Source organism: Trinickia sp. HAY1-2D (assembly GCF_056754935.1).
In genome coordinates, this window is the sequence record NZ_JBPGWX010000002.1 from 2,703,331 (window position 1) to 2,722,069 (window position 18,739).

Annotated in this window: 16 protein-coding genes; 11 read left to right on the forward strand and 5 right to left on the reverse strand. The window is 65.0% G+C overall.

What is annotated here, in order from left to right:
• Window positions 1–13: 13 nt before the first annotated feature.
• From ACR9ZC_RS19725 to ACR9ZC_RS19750, 6 genes are all read left to right on the forward strand, one after another.
• Window positions 14–1,222, forward strand: coding sequence for an ATP-grasp domain-containing protein (locus tag ACR9ZC_RS19725; RefSeq protein ID WP_481581590.1), 1,209 nt, complete (start codon window positions 14–16; stop codon window positions 1,220–1,222).
• Window positions 1,197–2,231 (forward strand): methenyltetrahydromethanopterin cyclohydrolase, encoded by a 1,035-nt coding sequence (gene mch / locus ACR9ZC_RS19730; RefSeq protein ID WP_481581591.1) that lies wholly within the window; start codon window positions 1,197–1,199, stop codon window positions 2,229–2,231. The genes ACR9ZC_RS19725 and mch overlap by 26 nt, the downstream gene beginning before the upstream one ends.
• Window positions 2,228–3,289, forward strand: coding sequence for an ATP-grasp domain-containing protein (locus ACR9ZC_RS19735; RefSeq protein WP_481581592.1), 1,062 nt, complete (start codon window positions 2,228–2,230; stop codon window positions 3,287–3,289). The genes mch and ACR9ZC_RS19735 overlap by 4 nt, the downstream gene beginning before the upstream one ends.
• Window positions 3,282–4,160: a triphosphoribosyl-dephospho-CoA synthase gene (locus ACR9ZC_RS19740; RefSeq protein ID WP_481581593.1), complete on the forward strand. Its 879-nt coding sequence runs from the start codon at window positions 3,282–3,284 to the stop codon at window positions 4,158–4,160. Before ACR9ZC_RS19735 ends, ACR9ZC_RS19740 begins: the two co-directional genes overlap by 8 nt.
• 182 nt (window positions 4,161–4,342) lie before the next feature.
• Complete coding sequence (gene fae / locus ACR9ZC_RS19745) at window positions 4,343–4,852, forward strand: formaldehyde-activating enzyme (RefSeq protein WP_481581594.1); 510 nt, start codon at window positions 4,343–4,345, stop codon at window positions 4,850–4,852.
• Between the two features lie 124 nt (window positions 4,853–4,976).
• Window positions 4,977–5,390: a hypothetical protein gene (locus ACR9ZC_RS19750; protein ID WP_481581595.1), complete on the forward strand. Its 414-nt coding sequence runs from the start codon at window positions 4,977–4,979 to the stop codon at window positions 5,388–5,390.
• 73 nt (window positions 5,391–5,463) lie between these two features.
• Here ACR9ZC_RS19750 and ACR9ZC_RS19755 read toward each other — a convergent pair whose 3' ends face one another.
• Entirely contained in the window at window positions 5,464–5,976 is a 513-nt protein-coding gene (locus tag ACR9ZC_RS19755) for a dihydroneopterin aldolase (RefSeq protein ID WP_481581596.1), read from the reverse strand.
• 356 nt (window positions 5,977–6,332) lie between these two features.
• On the opposite strand from ACR9ZC_RS19755, the gene ACR9ZC_RS19760 reads away from it, so the two are divergent.
• From ACR9ZC_RS19760 to ACR9ZC_RS19770, 3 genes are read left to right on the forward strand one after another with little or no spacing between them, the layout of a single operon-like run.
• The gene (locus tag ACR9ZC_RS19760) at window positions 6,333–8,378 is read left to right on the forward strand and encodes a sigma-54-dependent Fis family transcriptional regulator (protein ID WP_481581597.1); all 2,046 of its coding nucleotides are present in this window, start codon (window positions 6,333–6,335) and stop codon (window positions 8,376–8,378) included.
• On the forward strand, window positions 8,375–8,971 hold the full coding sequence (locus tag ACR9ZC_RS19765; protein WP_481581598.1) for a flavoprotein: 597 nt from the start codon (window positions 8,375–8,377) through the stop codon (window positions 8,969–8,971). The genes ACR9ZC_RS19760 and ACR9ZC_RS19765 overlap by 4 nt, the downstream gene beginning before the upstream one ends.
• Complete coding sequence (locus tag ACR9ZC_RS19770; RefSeq protein ID WP_481581599.1) at window positions 8,950–10,329, forward strand: DUF6513 domain-containing protein; 1,380 nt, start codon at window positions 8,950–8,952, stop codon at window positions 10,327–10,329. The genes ACR9ZC_RS19765 and ACR9ZC_RS19770 overlap by 22 nt, the downstream gene beginning before the upstream one ends.
• A gap of 76 nt (window positions 10,330–10,405) precedes the next feature.
• Here ACR9ZC_RS19770 and ACR9ZC_RS19775 read toward each other — a convergent pair whose 3' ends face one another.
• Window positions 10,406–12,412 carry a type III secretion system effector XopP gene (locus ACR9ZC_RS19775; protein WP_481581600.1) on the reverse strand — a complete coding sequence of 669 codons (2,007 nt, stop codon included), beginning with the start codon at window positions 12,410–12,412 and terminating at the stop codon, window positions 10,406–10,408.
• A gap of 608 nt (window positions 12,413–13,020) precedes the next feature.
• On the opposite strand from ACR9ZC_RS19775, the gene ACR9ZC_RS19780 reads away from it, so the two are divergent.
• Window positions 13,021–14,250, forward strand: a complete 1,230-nt coding sequence (locus ACR9ZC_RS19780; protein WP_481581601.1) for a Fic family protein — start codon at window positions 13,021–13,023, stop codon at window positions 14,248–14,250.
• The gene (locus ACR9ZC_RS19785) at window positions 14,250–14,399 is read left to right on the forward strand and encodes a hypothetical protein (protein WP_481581602.1); all 150 of its coding nucleotides are present in this window, start codon (window positions 14,250–14,252) and stop codon (window positions 14,397–14,399) included. Before ACR9ZC_RS19780 ends, ACR9ZC_RS19785 begins: the two co-directional genes overlap by 1 nt.
• Before the next feature lie 197 nt (window positions 14,400–14,596).
• On the opposite strand, the gene fba is transcribed toward ACR9ZC_RS19785, so the two are convergent.
• Genes fba through ACR9ZC_RS19800 form a run of 3 tightly spaced genes read right to left on the reverse strand, consistent with a single transcriptional unit; the run spans window position 14,597 to window position 18,675 of the window.
• Entirely contained in the window at window positions 14,597–15,634 is a 1,038-nt protein-coding gene (fba, locus tag ACR9ZC_RS19790; RefSeq protein WP_331565961.1) for a class II fructose-bisphosphate aldolase, read from the reverse strand.
• 47 nt (window positions 15,635–15,681) lie between these two features.
• On the reverse strand, window positions 15,682–17,781 hold the full coding sequence (tkt, locus tag ACR9ZC_RS19795) for a transketolase (RefSeq protein WP_481581603.1): 2,100 nt from the start codon (window positions 17,779–17,781) through the stop codon (window positions 15,682–15,684).
• Window positions 17,782–17,802: 21 nt separating this feature from the next.
• Entirely contained in the window at window positions 17,803–18,675 is an 873-nt protein-coding gene (locus ACR9ZC_RS19800; RefSeq protein WP_481581604.1) for a phosphoribulokinase, read from the reverse strand.
• Between the last annotated feature and the right edge of the window lie 64 nt (window positions 18,676–18,739).

Consider the following 18,739-nt stretch of genomic DNA (forward strand, 5'->3'; position numbering starts at 1 on the left):
GCCCTTGCCGCCCATGACACAGCTCCCGCCTTCACGCAGCGCACCGCTCATTGCGGTCGCGGGGCTGTCGGCACGCATGCTCGCCCAGTCCGCGCATCGCGCGGGGCTGCAGGCAGCCGCGCTCGACATCTTCGGCGATCGCGATACACGCGCGGCCTCGGCGCTGTGGTTCGACGTCGCGGGCGACGGGCTTGCGATCGATCGCGATCGCCTCGTCGATGCGCTGCGCCGCATCGCCCGGCTGCCTCGCGTGGCAGGCTGGATTGCGGGCAGCGGGACCGAACCTTTCATCGACGAACTCGCAGGGCTTGCGGGACTGCCCGCGCTCATCGGTAACGGTCCCGAGGCGCGCCGCGCAGTGCGCGAGCCACGGCGGTTTTTCGCGCTGCTCGACTCGCTCGGCGTGCCGCACCCGGCCGTCTCGTTCGAGCGCCATGACGGGTCCGCCGCCGACTGGCTCGTCAAACGGGCCGACGGCTGCGGCGGCACACATATCGTCCCTGCCGGAGCAGCAGGCGCCGTTGCGTCGCCTGCCAGCTACTTTCAGCGCAGGACGCGAGGCAAACCCTGCTCGGCGCTGTTCGTCGCCGCGCGCGGCACGGCCTCGGTGCTCGGATTTGCCGACGAATTGAACGTCTTCATCGACGGATTGCCGTTCGTGCATACGGGCGCCATCGGGCCAATCGAATTGCCGCCTCGTCTCGGCGCCCAGCTGCGCGAGGCCATCGGCGAAATCTGTCGGCACTCGGGCCTCGTCGGCATCAACAGCTGCGATTTTCTGCTCGACGACGATGGGTTCTCGCTGCTCGAAATCAATGCGCGGCCGTCGGCGACGATGTCGCTGTACGAAGCCGTCTGGGGGCAATACTGGCCCCTGGGGTTGCTGGAGTGCCACCTCGCGGCCTGCATGCGTGGACGGCTGCCATCCGTACCGCCCGGCCCCGCCGGGCAGTGCGCGGGTCAGCAGGTCTTGTTCGCCCCCCACGCACTCGACGTATCGCAAGCACTGAGCGATGCCTGTCTCGCCGACCCCGGTTGCCGCGATATCCCCATGCCCGGTACGCACATCGCAGCCGGGCAGCCGCTTTGCACGGTCGTCGCCCGCGCGCCGACGCGCCGGGCTGTCATGCATGCGCTCGACCAGGCGCACGCACGCGTTCTCGACCGAATCGACCTACCCTCCCGCGAGTTCCACCATGTCCTCACCGCATCCCAAGCCTGAGCGCGAAGCCCCCCTCAGCGTCAACGCGCTCAGCGAGCGCCATGTCGCAGCGCTGCTCGACAACGCCGGACAACTTGGCGTCGCGCTGACGCGGACCGACGCCGGCACCGTGCTCGCCGACGCGGGCGTACATGCGCCGGGCGGCATCGAGGCCGGGCTGCTCGTCGCGCGCATCTGCATGGGCGGGCTCGGCACGGTCGGCCTGCGGGCCAGCTTCGACGCGGCCCCGCTTTGGCCCACGTCGATCGAAGTCCATACGTCGTCGCCCGTGCTGGCCTGCCTGGCCAGCCAGTATGCGGGCTGGAGCCTCGCGGCCACGAAAGAGCAGACGGGCGGCAAGAAATTCTTCTCGCTCGGCTCCGGTCCCGCACGAGCGCTGGCGGGCAAGGAGCCTCTGTTCGGCGAGCTCGGCTACCGCGATGCGCACACGCGTGGCGCGCTCGTACTCGAAGTCGATCGTCTGCCGCCGCAAATCATCATCGACAAAGTGCTCGGCGACTGCGGCCTCGCTCCCGATGCGCTGACGATCGTCGTCACGCCGACGCACTCGTTGGCCGGCACCGTGCAGGTCGTGGCCCGTGTCGTCGAAGTCGCGCTGCACAAAACACATGTGCTCGGCGTGGCGCTCGACGAAGTCGTGGAAGGCTCGGGCTGCGCGCCGCTGCCGCCCCCCTCGCCCGATGGCATCGAGGCCATGGGCCGCACCAACGACGCCATTCTGTACGGCGGCCGCGTGCATCTGACGGTGCGCCACGACGCTGCGGCGAAAAAGCTCGCCGTCGAGTTGCCCAGTGCGAACTCGCGCGATTACGGGCGACCGTTCGCCGAGATATTCACGTCGTTCAACTACGATTTTTATCAGATCGATCCCGCGCTGTTCGCACCGGCGGAAGTGTGGATCAGCAGTCTGGAAAGCGGCGCGACCTGGCACGGGGGCGGGGTCAACGCTTCGCTCTTGCATCAACAGTGGAACGGCGCGGTCGATGACAGCCTCCCGGATCGAACATGAGCTCACCCGATCCCTCCTTGCACGCAATGCGCGGCACGCCGGCGGCAACGGGCCTGCGCATCGCGATCATGACCGACGAGACGGGTTGGCACACCGGCCGGCTCAAGAAAGCCTTCCGCGCGCGCGGCGTCGAGGCACGCTGCGTCGATCTCGCCGATTGCCGCATCGATACGACCTGGCAGCCGCACGGCCTCGCGATACCGGGGTTCGGACACGGCCTGCCCGACGCGGTCTTCGTACGCGGGATCGCGGGCGGCACGTTCGAACAGGTGACGCTGCGGCTCGGCGTCCTGCACGCGCTGCGAGAGTTGGGCGTGCCCGTCTACAACGATGCGCGCGCGATCGAGCGCAGCGTCGACAAATCGATGACGAGCTTTTTGCTGCATCGCCACGGCGTGCCGACACCGCCGACATGGGCGAGCGAGTCGACCGCTTTCGCGCAGCGTCTGCTGATGCGGGAAACCGCCGCGGGGCGCGCGCTCGTCATCAAGCCGTTGTTCGGCTCGCAAGGGCAAGGACTGCAGCGGCTCGGCCCCGTGCGCGGCCTACGGTCGGCCGCGCGCAAGACGAGCGGCACGTCGGCCGCGGGTGCGACGTTGCCGCGGCTCGCGCCGTATCGGCACGTCGCCTATCTTCAGCGGTATGTGGAAGGCGGCAGCCCCGGTTTCGATTGGCGGGTGCTCGTGATCGGTTCGCGCGCCGTGGCGGCAATGCGCCGCGTGGGCGGCAACGGCTGGATTCACAACTTCGCGCAAGGTGCCCGCTGCGAGCCGGCCGAGCTCGACGAGGCACTCGTTAGGACCGCGGTAAGCGCAAGCGCGGCACTGGGGCTCGACTACGGCGGCGTCGATCTGATGCCGAATCCCGACGACCCGAACCGCCCGCTCGTACTCGAAGTCAATGGCGTCGCGGCCTGGCGCGGGCTGCAATCGGTCACGTCCGTCGATATCGCCGGGGCGCTCGCCGACGATCTGCTCGAACGCAAGCTCGGCCTGACACAAGGCGCAGCGGCCGCCGATGGCTCGCGCGTGATCGACCTGCCCAAACGCCATGCGTGAACAGGCGCCCCGCCGCACGGCTCCCCTTGCCGCGCCCGATGCGTTTTTGGCGGCCTGCCGGCTCGATATCGAGGTCGCCAAACCGGGCAACGTCAGCGAGCAAAGCGCAGGACACGGCATGGTGGCCGCGCAGTTCATCTCGAGCGCACGCGCGGCGGTCGCGCCGCTTTTCACACCCGGCGCGCCCGTGGGCACCCGCCTGATCGAAGCTGTCCGCGTTACGCGCGCGGCCGTCGACTGCAATACGAATCTGGGTATCGTGCTGCTCGTCGCGCCGCTGGCGGCCGCGCTCGACGGCTTCGATGCTCCGCCTAACGCGCGCGATTGGCACACAGCCACGGAGCACGTGCTTCAGACACTCGATATCGACGATGCGCGCGCCGCGTTTCGAGCCATCGCCCTCGCCAATCCGGGCGGGCTCGGCGACGCACCCGAGCAATCGGTCCATGCGCCGCCGACCGTCGGGCTGCGCGCGGCGATGGCGCTCGCGGCCGCGCGCGACAGCATTGCGCGCCAGTATGCCGACGGCTTCGCCGACGTCTTTGCCTGCTGCGCGGCAATTGCGCCGCTGGTTCGCGAAGGACAACTCGAAACCGCCACGCTGGAAGCCTTTTTTTCGTTCCTCGCCGGCTGGCCCGATTCGCACATTATGCGCAAGCACGGCGCTGCGCTGGCGCAGAGTGTCACGGACACGGCGCGCGAGGTGCATGCGCGGTGGCGCGATCTCGTGACGAGTCGCGCGCCGCTCGCGGCCGGGACCGTGCTGGCCGGGTGGGACGCCGAACTGAAGGCGCGCGGACTGAACCCCGGTACGAGCGCGGACCTGACGGTCGCGACGCTGTTCGTCGCCCTCGCCGCCGCGCACGCCTGAGCCGCTCGTCGTGCCTGCGCCGTTCTCGCACACAGCGACTGGCATGAAACCTGTTAGGTACAGCCACCGTGCATCGGTAGTCCACCGCGCGCCCAGCATGCGCCCTCGCGTGAACGGCGCGCCGCACGTATCGCCTGAGGGCGCCAATCAGAAAGTTGATGTCCATCCATCGGAGGAACAGCATGGCCAAGATTAATCGCGTCCTGGTAGGGGAATCGCTCGTCGGGGACGGCAACGAGGTCGCGCATATCGACTTAATCATGGGGCCGCGCGGCTCCGCCGCCGAAACCGCGTTTTGCACCGCACTGACGAACAACAAGGACGGTTTCACCTCGCTTTTGGCCGTCGTCGCGCCGAACCTCGCCACGAAGCCGAACACGGTGTTGTTCAATAAAGTCACGATCAAGGGCGCCAAGCAGGCCGTGCAGATGTTCGGGCCGGCTCAGCACGCGGTCGCGATGGCGGTGGCCGATTCGGTCGAAGACGGCACGATTCCGAAGGATGAAGCGGACGACATCTTCATCTGCGTCGGGGTCTTCATTCACTGGGAAGCCAACGACGACCAGAAAATCCACGACTACAACTATCAGGCGACGCGCGAGTCCATCCAGCGCGCCGTGGCGGGCACGCCGAGCGCGGCGTCCGTCGTCGAGCAAAAGGGCAAGGTCCATCACCCGTTCTCGCCGAGCTGAAACGCTGAGCAACCCTGCCGCGCGAGGCGTTCGGCCGCGCGCGGCAGCGTCGTCGACGCCACACGCGAATGGGCGTATCGTTGACTTGCCCCACCCCGGGACGATCGAATCAGAGGCGACCAACATGTTCAACAGTGCTCGCATGATGCTTGCCTGCGGCGCGCTTGCGTCGGCGTTCGCCGGCCAGGCATGGGCGGCCGGTGACGGCACCCCGGCCGCCGCGGGCGCGGCTCGCACAGGCTACGACTATCCCACGCAAGGTCGCGTCGAATATGTGCTGACCTGCCTCGACGAGAACGGCCACGATTTCGCCAACGTTTACAAGTGCTCCTGCGTCATCGACAAAATGGCGGCTGTCCTACCCTACGATGAATTCGTGGGCCAGCAGACGTTTGCCCGCTATGCCACGCTCGGCGGAGAGGGCGGAGCCGAATTCCGGGTCGACCATGCCAAGGACGAATCGAAGTCTTTTCGGACATTGAAGACGAACGCCTATCGGGCCTGCGGTCTGACGGGCCCGCTCACGGCCAAGAAATAGGCGGCGCGCGCAACCGGGCTGGCCGCATGGATGCGCGCCAGTCGGCGGCGGTGGCACCGGGTCGGCGGTTCGTCTAATTCGGCTGGCTCGGAACCAGGCCGGCGCCGAGCGATGCCCAGGTGAACGCGGCGTTGCCCTCGGCGGGGCGTCGGCGTTCGATGACCACTCCCACGGCCTTTACGTCGTCGAACTTCGCCGGCTTGGCGATCGCCACCCGGACCCAATACGCGCCGAAGTCGCGAATCAGGCACAGCGCCACCTTCTCGGCCAAGGCCTCGAGCAGCTTTACGCCGTGCGTCGCCAGCAGTTCGTGAAGCGCCGCGCGCACGGCCGCGTAATTGATCGTGTCTTCTATGCGATCGGTCACACAGGCCTTCAGCGAGGGGACGCCGATCGTCAGATTCATGCGTACGGCTTGTGGCAAGTGCAACTCGCTGGTATCGATGCCAATCACCGTCTCGCCGACGAAGTCTTCGATGAAAACGATATCAAGCGCGGGGGCCGCCTGCCGTTCGGACGGCATGCCGGCTTGCTGGCCTGCTGGCAAAGCGGTGGAACTCAAACGGGTGGCATCGATTCGATCCATGGTGCGCTCCGCCGCGCGACGGCAAATGACTAGACGAAAGGGGGACAGCAAGCGCTCGCGCATAACAAGCTGTACCGGCTTTGCGACAACGGCGCGCCATTGTGGGCGCCAGAACCGCATCCACTCAGTAAAGCAAGAAGCACGCTAGGGGATACCCACATAATGCGACTTCTTGTTGAACGCACGCGCCATCGAGGGTAAAGTTTTTCGAGTGCTGGAATCTTTATTCCAGCGTATGAGCCGTCGCGCACCCGGGCATCAGAATCCGCGGCGCAAAGGGGACAACGTTAATGAGAGCGGCACTTACGAAAGCGGCTGGAAACGCCGCGCGAGGTGTGCGCCGTGGAGACAACCCCATGTCATTGCCCGCTGACAGCAGCTCGCACGTTCGTGAAGTGCTGAATGTCGTCAACCACCACCTGCCGTCCCGGCCGATGAGCGAGCCCGTCGCTCAATCGTGGGCTCGCTGCGTCAACGAGTTCAAGCTGGATCCGGGCCGCTTCGTCACGCCTCCGGTGCTGACCGATTACGAACTCGCGGCGCGCCGCGAGGCCGTCGGTGATTTGATCGCGTGCGCCAAACTCGAGATGACGACGCTCTATCAGCAACTGGCGGATCCGGAGCTCGCCGTCGTACTGGTCGACGCCGATGGCGTCATCGTGCATCAGGTGTCCTCGGTCCCATTCGCCGAAGCTGTCGCCGCCGACGGCTTCAGAATCGGCGCCCTCTGGAGCGAGCGCGAGGCCGGCACCAACGGGATGGGCACCTGCATTGCCGAGCGCGACTGTATCGCCGTGTGCCAGCACGAACACTTCTATACCCGCTATACGTCGCTCACTTGCACGGCCGCCCCGATCTTCGACGATCGCGGCGAAATAGCCGGCGTGCTCGATGTGACGAGCCGCTCCAAGCTCTTGCAGCAGCATTCGCTCGTACTGGTCGGCATGTCGCGCCAGATGATCGAAAACCGGCTGCTGAGCGCGCGTTTTCGTCATGTGAACATGATTCAGTTTCACAGCCGGCCGGAATTCGTCGGAACGCTGCATGGAGGCAAGCTTGCCGTCGACGACGAGGGCACCGTCCTCGCCGCCAATCGCAGCGCGGCGTTTCAGCTGGGCTGCCGCTCGCTCGACGAGTTGCGCGGCAAGCGCATCGACGAAGCGTTCAACGCGTCGCTCGAAGATATGATCGCGCGCAGCATCCGCGGCTCGTTTCATCCGATCACCGTCTACAGCGCAAGCGGCACGAATCGCTTTTTCCTCGTCGCGCAAACGCCTCAAACGACGCTCGCACGCGCAACGAGCATCGTCTCGGCGGAACCGGCCGCTCGCCGTCCGGTGCGGGATGCGGGCCCGGCGCCGAGCCGGCTGGACAAGATATCGCATCTCGAATTCGGCGACCCGCGCATGGCCTCGCAGATCCAGCTCGCCGCACGCGTGATCCAGCGCAAGATTCCGATTGTCGTGCGCGGGCAGACCGGCACCGGCAAGGAAGTCTTTGCGCAAGCGCTCCATAGCATCAGCCCGCTCGCCAATGGGCCCTTCGTGCCGGTGAACTGCGCGTCGCTGCCCGAGAATCTGATCGAGAGCGAGCTTTTCGGCTATCGTGCCGGCGCGTTTACCGGCGCGCAGCGCGAAGGGCGCCGAGGCAAGATCGTGCAAGCCAACGGCGGCACGCTGTTTCTCGATGAAATCGGCGATATGCCGCTCGCGTTGCAGGCGCGTTTGCTGCGTGTCATCGAAGAGCACGAGGTGACGCCGCTCGGTGCCGAAACGACGGTGAAGGTCGAATTCCAGCTGATCAGCGCGAGCCACCGCAATCTGCTCGAGCTGGTGCAAGGCGGCCAATTCCGCGAAGACCTCTACTATCGGCTCAAAGGCATCGAAATCAACCTGCCGTCGCTGGCCGAACGGGCCGACAAGCTGGCGCTGATCCATCACCTGCTCGAATCCGAAACCGACGACCCGCCAGAGCTGACAGCCGAGGCACAGCGTGCGCTCCTCGGCTACGGCTGGCCTGGCAATATCCGGCAATTGCGTCACGTGTTGCAAATGGCCATTGCGCTATCGGACGGTCAGGCGATCCAGTGCGCACATCTGCCGGCGGAGGTTCTGCAAGGCCAGGCGGCGAGCGTACCGCCGGCTGCGCCCGTGGCGCCGGCCTCGCGTGCGCCCGAGGCACCCGGCTTGCCCCATCTTGCCGAGGATGCCGATATCTCGTCGCTCAACGCGATCCAGATCAAGGAGCGCGAAACGGTGCTTTCGATGCTCGACGAGCATCGCTGGAACGTCAGCAATGTGGCGAAGGCGCTCGGCATCAGCCGCAACACGCTCTATCGCAAGATGCACCGCCTTCACATTCGCCTGTCGCACGACGGCGCCCCGATTCCACTCGACGCATGACCCAAACGAGCGTCCGTCACCTCACTCAATTCAAACCGGATGCCCGATTCGCGTGGTGCGTGACCGGCTCGGGCCACATGCTCGTAGAATCGCTCGCGCTTGCGCTGCAGTTGCCGCGCACCGATCTGTTCCTGTCGCGGGCTGCCGAGGAAGTGCTGCCGCTTTACGATTGGCCGCTCGAACGCCTGCGTGAACACTTTCGTGTGCTGCGCGACAACAGCGCGAGCGGCGTGCCCGTCGGCATGCTTTATCACGGCATGTACCATACGGTGATCATCGCGCCGGCCACGAGCAATACCGTCGCCAAATGCGCATTCGGCATCTCCGACACGCTACCCACCAACATGTACGCGCAAGCCGGCAAACAGTGCATTTCGAGCATCGTCTATGCGTGCGATACGGAGCCGACTGTCGTCACGCAAAGCCCTGACGAATGGGTCGAACTGCGACCGCGTTCGATCGAGCTGGAAAACGTCGAGCGCTTGAAGCGCTTCGAGTACACGACGCTCGTCACTTCACCCGACGAATTGAGAACGGCACTCGACGGCCGGCTCGCCGCGCTCGATCTCGCATGGACCACATCCTCTTCCTGACGGGCCGCCTCGCCGAGCCCAGCTTGCGACGCGTGCTGGACGGCATGGCCCCTGCGCCTTTCACCTGGGAGGTGCGCGAGCTCGGGCTACAGGTCGCCGCGCTCATGACGGCCGACATGATCCGGCGGCGACTCGCCTCGCCTGTCGCTGCCGCACGTGTGATCGTGCCGGGACGTTGCCGCGGCGATCTGCAGGCCCTGTCGGAACACTATGGCATTCCGGTGGAGCGCGGTCCCGAAGAAGTCAAAGACCTGCCCCAATTTTTTGGACGCGAGGCGCGGCCTGTCGACCTGTCGCGCTACGACACGGAAATCTTTGCGGAAATCGTCGATGCGCCACGGCTCGACATCGACGGTATCGTCGCTCGGGCACGCGAGTATGCAGCGCAAGGCGCCGATGTGATCGATGTCGGCTGCCTGCCCGAAACCGCGTTTCCTCACCTGGAAGAGGCGGTACTTGCGTTGAAACGCCAAGGGTTTCGCGTCAGCGTCGATTCGATGCGTACCGAGGAGCTCTTGCGCGGGGGGCGCGCGGGCGCCGATTTTCTGATGAGCTTGAACGTCGATACGCTATGGGTTGCCGATGAGGTTGCGTCGACGCCCATTCTCGTCGCGCGCGAACCCGGCGATACCACATCGCTCGATGCGGCCATCGATGCGATGCGCGCTCGCGGGCGCGCGTTCCTCGCGGATCCGATTCTCGATCCGATCCCTTTCGGACTCGCCGCGTCGATCGCGCGTTACGTCGGCTTGCGCGAGCGTTATCCCGATGTCTCGATCATGATGGGCGTCGGCAATGTGACCGAGTTGACGGAGGCCGATACGAGCGGAATCAATGCGGTGTTGCTCGGCATGGCTGCCGAGCTGCATGTATCGGCGATCCTGACGACCTCGGTCAGCCGACACGCGCGGCGCGCGGTGCGCGAAGCCGATGTCGCGCGGCGGGTCATGCATGCGGCGCGCGAGGCGCAGGTGTTGCCGAAGGGCCTGGGCGGCGAGCTGGCGACGGTTCACGAAAAGCATCCTTTTCCTTATGGCGCGGCCGAAATCGACGAGTTCGCGCGTGGTGTACGCGATCCGAACTTCCGGGTGCAGGTGGCCGAGGACGGACTGCATGTTTATAACCGCGCCGGCCATTGGCGCGGTGCCGACCCGTTCGCGATTTATCCCGAACTCGATTTCGGTACGGATGCGGGGCATGCGTTCTACATGGGCGTGCAGCTTGCGCGGGCGGAGATCGCGTGGCAGTTGGGCAAGCGCTTCAATCAGGACGAGGCGCTCGATTGGGGCTGCGCGGTGGACCGGGCCGAGGAGGATCTCGCCGCATGGTGCGCCCCGGGCGCGACGATGAAGAAGTGAGGTTGCGGCCAAATCAGCCGCCACGGGATTCGCCACGCTTTCCCCTCGGGCGTCGCATCCCTCTTGGTTTCGGTGGCTAGCCAGTGCTCGCGCCGGCTTGGCGAGCCGCCGGCATCGATGATGTCGCCGCCTCCGTGACACGCTCCGTCGAGGGCGTCGCCCGTGCGAACAACTCCTGAAGCAACGCGGGACTGATAGCAGCGCGATGCACCTTGGCCTCGGTATGGCCCCACGCGCGCATCGCTTCCTCCCAGTTGCGCCCGAGCTTCTTCTGTTTGGCCGTCTTCAAGTGAACTGCCGTAAAGGCGCCGAACTCCATCGCGGACAACGTCTGGCTCTCCACCGGCTTCGATGTATGCAAATGCACGAACCAAGGCGCAACATGCTGGCCATCGGAAAGCCGTTTAGGCCGGATAGCGATCTCGAACAATGTACCTGATTCGCCGGTATCGCCAGCGGACGGTAGCCGGACCGGCGCACCCACACTGGCGATTTCTTCGCTGCTCAACAGCCGGCTCAGGTGTTTCGCTCGGGGCAAGGGATCTTGCTTCAGTGCATCGGCTTCGAACGTCTTTATGTTTTGCTCGAGCAGCTTCAGCGCGTCCAGACGATCCGTCAGTTGTGCGATCCGCTCGTCGTCATCGCGCTCGCTCAGCGATGCTTGCACTTGACGCACACGGTCGCTTTCGCCGAACCAGTCTCGTGCCGACACCGTGAGGTAATCGACAACTTGCACGGCGTCGTAGCGGGCGTCGTTCAGCAGCTTCTCGGCCGTACTCGTGTCTTTACCCACTGTACGCGCAACCGCGATGACGTCCGCATCCAGTCGCTTCGCCGTCGCATGATCGACCGGGCAGCGTTTCAACAGTGCGTCTGCGTTTCTTTGCGCCGGCGTGCGCGAGTCGACGGGCGCGGCTGGCGGTGCCGCCGCGGTATCGGACGGAGCGGCCGCGCGCTTGCCCGGCTTGCGGCGCTTGGGCTTCAGCCTCGAGGATGCCGCGGGGGCCGGCGATCCACCTACCGGCGCCGTGAGCATGGCGCTTCGCGGGGGGCTGCTCGAAGGGACGGTTTCGCACAAATCCAGCACGCACGCCTTATACGCAGCGACCACGTCAGCCGTGTCGAGCATAGCGCGCCAGATTTCGCCAGCGTCATTCTGTTCGATACCGGCATCGTCCATTTCGATACTGGCGGCGACATCGAGACACAGCTTCAACCCGACCCGATCGTATTGATCGACGAATTCCTCGAGCAACGCCTTGTGTCTGTTCAGCGCTTCCGGGGGCACGCCGCCGCCGCGGGGTGCGCCCAACACCGCCTCACAGACTGCCTCGTTCAACGCCGTAAAGGCTGCACTGACTTCGTCGCCCCGATAGCGCGAGGCCTCCCTCAGTTCATCCACACGCAAGGCGACGTCTGTCAGTCCTCGCTCTTCGGCCAACTCCGCCAATCGTTCGCTGTGGATGGCGATGAGCACGCTGCGCACGGACTGCGTCGCGCTCGCGCACAATGACTGTTGAGAGACGGCGACCGGCAGCGAGCTTTTGAGCTTTTCCCTGAGTTTTCTCGGCGCCTCCGGGGCTCTCATCCGTTGCACCATGTCGTCCATCGCCGCACGATACAGGCGCAGTTCATTCAATATCCCGACCCATTCGCCGAGATCCTGTTTCTCGCCGCGCCACGCAACCCGCAAGACGGCGGAAACCTCGGGGTCCGCCTGCAACCCCAAGTCCTGCTGCCACCTCGCGTCCAGCATGGCTTCGCGGCCCGCGAAGCCCGACGCCGCCGCCGCCGACAACATCATCCACAGCACGTTCTCATGTTCGACGGCGTCGACCGCGCTCACCCTGCTTTGTATTCTCAAAGCAGAGAGCGCGCGGAGCCCTTCGCGGGCGGATTCCATGACGGTGCGCGCGACCTTCACCTTCTGCTCGGGGCTGAGCCGGCGCCTTGGATCCACATCCGCGTCATCCCCATGCTCCGCGACAAGCATCTGCTTCCAGGCCCGGCCGCGGTCCAACGCGCGATTCAGGACATCGCCCGGATCGGCAGTTGCAGACGTCGTGGTGGACCGAGGCAACATGGCGTTACGCGGCGGCCCCACCCGCGGTTCGACGGGTGGCCCGGAGCTCGACGCTCGGGGAGCAAGCGCCGCGAACTGCGCGGACTGTGAGGCCGGGTGCGCACTCGCCGGCGGGCTTGCCCCTTCGGCCGCGCCCGTCGGGGCAGGCGCACAATGCGTTGCCGAATGGGTCGGCCCGACCGATTTTCCAATGCCGCCTTCGCTGACGCGTCCGCCCGTCATGATATTCCTTCGATGCTGTCCGTCGCGCTGCCCGGGCGGAAGACACCACCCCCATGAAAAAATGTGGGGTGCCATCTCCGACTCGGTGCGCCTCGAAACAGAGCACTATGTCGATCTTCGCTGCGCGACACGACGATCAACAGCGAAAGAATGGCGCTTTGCGCGAAGGCGGCCGCACCTTGCGACACGCGGAGATCGCGTGGCAGTTGGGCAAGCGGTTCGGCTCCAAGCTCGCGCCACCTTAGTCGCCAAAAGACTCGCCACGATTTTCTAGTACCGTCAACATATCCTTGAATATAAAGCGTTTTTTGTTGTACAATTGCAAACTATTCCCGCAAGAATAGCCGCCACAATAGCCGCCAAATGGCTTCTCGCCCATCGTACTCATGAGTGAAACCACCGGTTCCTATCATTACGACAGTCCGCATCAAATGCTCCCGATGCTGCCCGGTGAGCATAAGCTCGACGACCTGCGGTTACTCGCAGCGGAGGTCATCGCTGGCGCCGGCGAACTCGCGGCACACGGCATGCCGCAATTGCGCGCACTACTGCGCGAGGCACTCAGACCGATGAATTCGTACTACACGAACAAGATCGAGGGCCAGCATACGGAACCGCTACTGATCGAGCGGGCCATGCGGCAAGACTTTTCTCGCAGCCCGGACGAGGCGCGCCGTCAGCGCATCGCTATCGCGCATATCGACACAGAGCGCTGGAGCGAGACGGTCTGGACATCGTTCGATTCGACGACGTTTTTTACGCAGGAGACCGTGCGCGAGATTCATCGACATCTGCATGCTCAACTTCTACCCCAAGATTTGGCTCAGCAGGGCGACAACGGCGAAACCGCAGCTGTCAGTCCGGGCGAGTGGCGCACGCGCGGCGTCAAAGTGCACCGCCATGTCCCTCCCGACCCAAGCTGCATCGATGCTTTCATGCAGAAGTGGCATGAGGGCTACCGGTTTGCTCGCGCCGGCGAAACTGCCGTCATTGCACTTGCTGCGGCTCATCACCGTCTGGCCTGGATTCACCCATTCCTTGACGGTAACGGCCGCAGTGCACGGTTACACACGCATATTGGACTCGGCGCGCTCGGGCTCACTCACGGGCTGTGGTCACCTATGCGCGGACTGGCCCGGTCACAATCGCAATACTATGAGCGGCTGATTGCAGCTGACCAGCCGCGTCAAGGTGACATCGATGGCCGCGGCAATCTTACCGAGCGCGGATTGATCGAATTCATCGAATACTTCCTTGGCATCTGCCTCGATCAAATCCGGTTTATGGGCGGCATGCTCGACCTCGATGCATTCGAAATGCGTCTGGCGCAAATGCTTGCGGCACTCGGCCAGGACGAGGACACCCGGTTTTTGCGGGCGGAGGCGGCAATACCACTCGCCTATCTCGCGACAGTCGATTCGATGGACCGAGCGCGCTTCAAAGCGATGACTGCACTGGCTGGACGCACAGCCGATCGAACGCTCGCCGATCTTTTCAAGATTGGTATTCTCACGTCGCCCAGTCCTCGCGGGCCGGTTGCACTGGCGATCCCCCTGTCGCTGTTTCGGTGGCTTTTTCCGCGGCTTTGGCCGGAGGCAGAGGGAACGGGCGTTTGATGACGCGGAACATCGCGGTGCACAACGTGCCCCTCACCGAGTTCCAAATCGAACAACGCGGCTTCCTTGCGCTGCGCTTTATCCGAATGGCCGACGAGAAGCGTGGCCTCAACGGCGACGCGTGTTTCGCATCTTCAAGTCATCAATGAACGGCAGGACAATGTCCCGATATTGCTCCGTCGATTTATTCGCGAATTCCTGGATCCGCCACCAGAAGTCCACTCGGCCGCTCGGTGGTACCCGGAGAGCGACATTCTCGGCGCCCCGTAGGGCTGCCGCCGCGGCAGTCCCACGCGTCCGGGCCGCCCGACGCCGGACACGCAAGACTTGACGCCGCGGCAAGCAGTCAGTGATAGCGCTTGGCCATTGCATCGAGCGGCAGCGGTTTGATGCGCGCCGCCTGCCCCGCGCAGCCGAACGCTTCGAAACGCTGGACGCAAATGTCCTTCGCCGCCGCCGTCGCCGCCTTCAGCGCGGCGCGCGGATCGAACTCGGAGCGCGACTGCGCAAACGACCTGCGCATCGCGCCCGTCATCGCCAGCCGAATGTCCGTATCGATGTTGACCTTGCGCACACCATGCGCGATGCCTCGGCGAATCTCCTCGACGGGCACGCCGAACGTCGCCGGAATCTCGCCACCGTAGTCGCGGATCGTTTGAAGCCACTCCTGCGGCACCGACGACGAGCCGTGCATCACGAGATGCGTGTTCGGAATGCGCGCGTGAATTTCGGCGATCCGATCGATCGCGAGGATGTCGCCGGTCGGCTCGCGCGTGAACTTATAGGCACCGTGCGAGGTGCCAATGGCAATCGCCAGCGCATCGACGCCCGTTGCCTCGACGAACGCGCGCGCCTCCTCGGGATCGGTCAGCAATTCATCGCGCGAGAGCTTGCCCTCGGCGCCCACGCCATCCTCCTCGCCCGCCTGCCCCGTTTCCAACGAACCGAGGCAGCCCAGTTCGCCCTCCACCGAGACGCCCACCGCATGCGCCGCATCGACCACCCGCCGGCTCACGTCGACGTTGTACGTGTACTGCGCAGGCGTTTTCTGATCCGGCATGAGCGAGCCGTCCATCATCACCGAAGTGAAGCCGGAGCGGATCGCCTGCTGGCAAACCGACGGGCTCGCGCCATGATCCTGATGCAGCACGACCGGAATGTCAGGGTGCGCCTCCACAGCAGCCAACACGAGATGTCGCAAATAAGCCTCGCCCGCATATTTGCGCGCGCCGGCCGACGCCTGCAGGATGACCGGGCTCGCCGTCGCCTCCGCGGCTTGCATGATCGCGTGGATCTGCTCCATGTTGTTGACGTTGAACGCCGGCACGCCGTAGCCGTGCTCGGCCGCGTGATCGAGCAATTGGCGCAATGCGATGAATGCCATGATCGGGCTCCTTCCCAAAGTTAAGAATCGATCGAAACCGTCAGCAGCTAGCGCCACGCGCGCGACGCGGCTCGACCTGCCGCGTCGACAACCGCTTGCGTCGTCAAATTGAAATGCGCGAAAAGATCGGCCGCCGGCGCGGACTCGCCGAAGCTGTCGATACCGACCGTCTCGCCGTCGAGCCCGACGTACTGACGCCAGAACGCCGTGACGCCCGCTTCCACCGCGACGCGCGGTACCTCGCGCGGCAGCACGCTATCGCGGTACGACGCGGGCTGCCTGTCGAACACCGTCGTGGACGGCATCGATACGACGCGCGCGGCAATGCCTTGCGCCGCGAGCGGCTCGATGGCCGCCAGCGCAAGCGCCACTTCGGAGCCCGTCGCAATGAGCACCACACGTCGGCTCGCTTGCCGCGCCTGGTCTGCTCCCGGCCCGGCTTCGGCGTCGGCGGTGCCCGCCTCTCCAAGCCAGTCTCGCAATACGTACCCGCCTCGCTCGATGTCGTCGATCCGCGCCTCGGTCCTCGTCACGAACGGGAGCGTCTGGCGGCTCAACAACAAACACGACGGTCCTTGCCGCTCGATCGAAGCCACCCACGCCTGTGCCGTTTCCACGGTGTCGCAGGGCCGCCACACGTCGAGTCCGGGAATGAGTCGTAGGCTTGCCGCGTGCTCGACGGATTGATGCGTCGGTCCGTCCTCGCCCAGACCGATCGAATCGTGCGTGAAAACGAAGATCGAGCGCGTCTTCATCAACGCGGCCATGCGCAAGGCATTGCGCGCGTAATCGGAGAACGTGAGGAACGTGCCGCCGAACGGCAGATACCCGCGATGCAGTGCGATGCCGTTCATGACCGCACTCATGCCGAACTCGCGCACACCGAAGTGCAGATAGTTTCCGCCGCGCAGGCCGCCGTCGTCGGCTCCGATCTCGACCGCGGCCGCCCAGTCGGTGAGATTCGAGCCCGTCAGGTCGGCGGAGCCGCCGAGCAGCTCCGGCAAGGCGGCAGCCAGCGCGCCGATGGCAAGCTGAGACGCTTTGCGTGTCGCCACGGATTGCGCGGCGTCGTTGGCCGTGCGCACCATCATCCGCGCAGCCGCGGCCCAGCTTTGCGGCAATGCACCGCTCGCGCGCCGCTCGAACTCCACGGCTTCGCGCGGGAACTCCCGGCGATAGGCGGCAAACCTCTGCGTCCATTGCGCTTCGGCCTGCGCGCCGCGCATCGTCGCATCCCATGACGAACGGACCTCGTCCGGCACGACGAACGGCGCGTGCGGCCAATTCAGCGCCGCACGCATAGCGGCAATCTCCGCCGCGCCCAGCGGCGCACCGTGGACCTCGTGCGTGCCCGCCTTGGTCGGCGAGCCGCGCCCGATCACCGTCTTGCAACCGATCAACGTCGGACGTCCCGCGCCGCGCGCTTCGACGATCGCGCGATCGACCGCATCGACATCGTGCCCGTCGACATCGCGCACGACGTGCCATCCGTACGCGGCGAATCGCGCCGGTGTATCGTCGGCGAACCAGCCGTCGACATGCCCGTCGATCGAAATGCCGTTATCGTCATAGAGCACGATCAGCTTGTCGAGCCTCAACGTACCCGCGAGCGAGCACGCCTCGTGCGATATGCCTTCCATCAGGCACCCGTCGCCGACGAACGCATAGGTATAGTGATCGACGATGCGATGCCCGGGCCGATTGAACTCGCGCGCGAGCAGCGCCTCGGCGAGCGCCATCCCGACGGCGTTCGCGAGACCCTGCCCGAGCGGGCCCGTCGTCGTTTCCACGCCCGGCGTCACGCCCACCTCCGGATGTCCCGGCGTCTTGCTGTGTAGTTGCCTGAAGCGCCGCAGCTCGTCGACCGGCAACGCATAGCCGGTCAAATGCAGCAGCGCATAGAGCAACATCGAGCCGTGGCCGTTGGAGAGCACGAAGCGATCGCGATCGGGCCACGACGGATTGCGCGGGTTGTGCTTCAAATGACGGTCCCAAAGCGCGACTGCAATTTCCGCCATGCCGAGCGGCATGCCCGGGTGGCCGGAGTTGGCTTGCTGGACCGCATCGATTGCGAGCATGCGCAAGGCGTTCGCCATCATTGCGGTGGCGTTGCCTTCAGCGGGTTGAGCTTGGGCTGCAGCGTTCATGATCGGTCGTCCCTCCTGGCATCAGGCGCGCGCGCGGCGATCCATCAATTGCAGAATCATCGGCGTGAAGATGAGCTGCATTGCAAGTCCCATCTTGCCGCCCGGTACCACGATCACGTTCGGACGCGACATGAACGAGTCGTGCAGCATCGTGAGCAGATATTGGAAGTCGATTCCCTTGGGCCGCGCGAACCGGATCACGACGAAGCTCTCGTCGGGCTGCGGAATCTCGCGCGCGGTGAACGGGTTGGAGGTGTCGACAGTCGGCACGCGCTGGAAGTTGACGTGCGTGCGCGAGAACTGCGGGCAGATGTAGTTCACGTAATCGGGCATGCGGCGAAGGATCGTGTCGACCACCGCTTCATGCGAATAGCCGCGCATCGTCTGGTCGCGATGCAGCTTCTGAATCCACTCGAGATTGATGATCGGCACGACGCCCACGAGCAGATCCGCGTGACGCGCGATGTCGACTGTCCCCGTCACGGCCGCGCCATGCAGCCCTTCGTAAAAGAGCAGATCGCTCCCGGGATCCACGTCCTCCCACGGCGTAAACGTGCCCGCCGGCTGCTGGTAAACAGCCGATTCCTTCTCGTCGTGCACGTAATGCCGGAACCGTCCCGTGCCGTCGCCGGCATAGCTCGAAAAAAGCGTCTCGAGTTCTTCGAGCAGATTCGCCTCGGGGCCGAAATGGCTGAAATTCATGACACCGTCGCGCTCGCGCTGCTGCATCGCATCGCGCATACCGGCACGATCGTAGCGATGAAACGCATCGCCTTCGACGACTTGCGCGTTGATGCGTTCGCGTCGAAAGATATGCGTAAAGCTCTTCATGACGGTTGTCGTACCGGCGCCGCTCGAGCCGGTCACGGCAATGATCGGGTGCTTGACGGACATGCGTGTCTCCGGGAAGTCGTTCTGAATCTGGCTGCAAGCGCGTAACCCGCGGCAAAAACGCCGC

Coding starts and splice junctions, on each gene's coding strand:
- ACR9ZC_RS19755 (WP_481581596.1), bottom strand. CDS start 5,976: ATGGATCGAATCGATGCCACCCGTTTGAGTTCCACCGCTTTGCCAGCA.
- ACR9ZC_RS19770 (WP_481581599.1), top strand. CDS start 8,950: ATGGACCACATCCTCTTCCTGACGGGCCGCCTCGCCGAGCCCAGCTTG.
- fae (WP_481581594.1), top strand. CDS start 4,343: ATGGCCAAGATTAATCGCGTCCTGGTAGGGGAATCGCTCGTCGGGGAC.
- tkt (WP_481581603.1), bottom strand. CDS start 17,781: ATGAACGCTGCAGCCCAAGCTCAACCCGCTGAAGGCAACGCCACCGCA.
- ACR9ZC_RS19725 (WP_481581590.1), top strand. CDS start 14: ATGACACAGCTCCCGCCTTCACGCAGCGCACCGCTCATTGCGGTCGCG.
- ACR9ZC_RS19780 (WP_481581601.1), top strand. CDS start 13,021: ATGAGTGAAACCACCGGTTCCTATCATTACGACAGTCCGCATCAAATG.
- fba (WP_331565961.1), bottom strand. CDS start 15,634: ATGGCATTCATCGCATTGCGCCAATTGCTCGATCACGCGGCCGAGCAC.
- ACR9ZC_RS19785 (WP_481581602.1), top strand. CDS start 14,250: ATGACGCGGAACATCGCGGTGCACAACGTGCCCCTCACCGAGTTCCAA.
- ACR9ZC_RS19760 (WP_481581597.1), top strand. CDS start 6,333: ATGTCATTGCCCGCTGACAGCAGCTCGCACGTTCGTGAAGTGCTGAAT.
- mch (WP_481581591.1), top strand. CDS start 1,197: ATGTCCTCACCGCATCCCAAGCCTGAGCGCGAAGCCCCCCTCAGCGTC.
- ACR9ZC_RS19735 (WP_481581592.1), top strand. CDS start 2,228: ATGAGCTCACCCGATCCCTCCTTGCACGCAATGCGCGGCACGCCGGCG.
- ACR9ZC_RS19750 (WP_481581595.1), top strand. CDS start 4,977: ATGTTCAACAGTGCTCGCATGATGCTTGCCTGCGGCGCGCTTGCGTCG.
- ACR9ZC_RS19775 (WP_481581600.1), bottom strand. CDS start 12,412: ATGTTGCCTCGGTCCACCACGACGTCTGCAACTGCCGATCCGGGCGAT.
- ACR9ZC_RS19765 (WP_481581598.1), top strand. CDS start 8,375: ATGACCCAAACGAGCGTCCGTCACCTCACTCAATTCAAACCGGATGCC.
- ACR9ZC_RS19740 (WP_481581593.1), top strand. CDS start 3,282: ATGCGTGAACAGGCGCCCCGCCGCACGGCTCCCCTTGCCGCGCCCGAT.
- ACR9ZC_RS19800 (WP_481581604.1), bottom strand. CDS start 18,675: ATGTCCGTCAAGCACCCGATCATTGCCGTGACCGGCTCGAGCGGCGCC.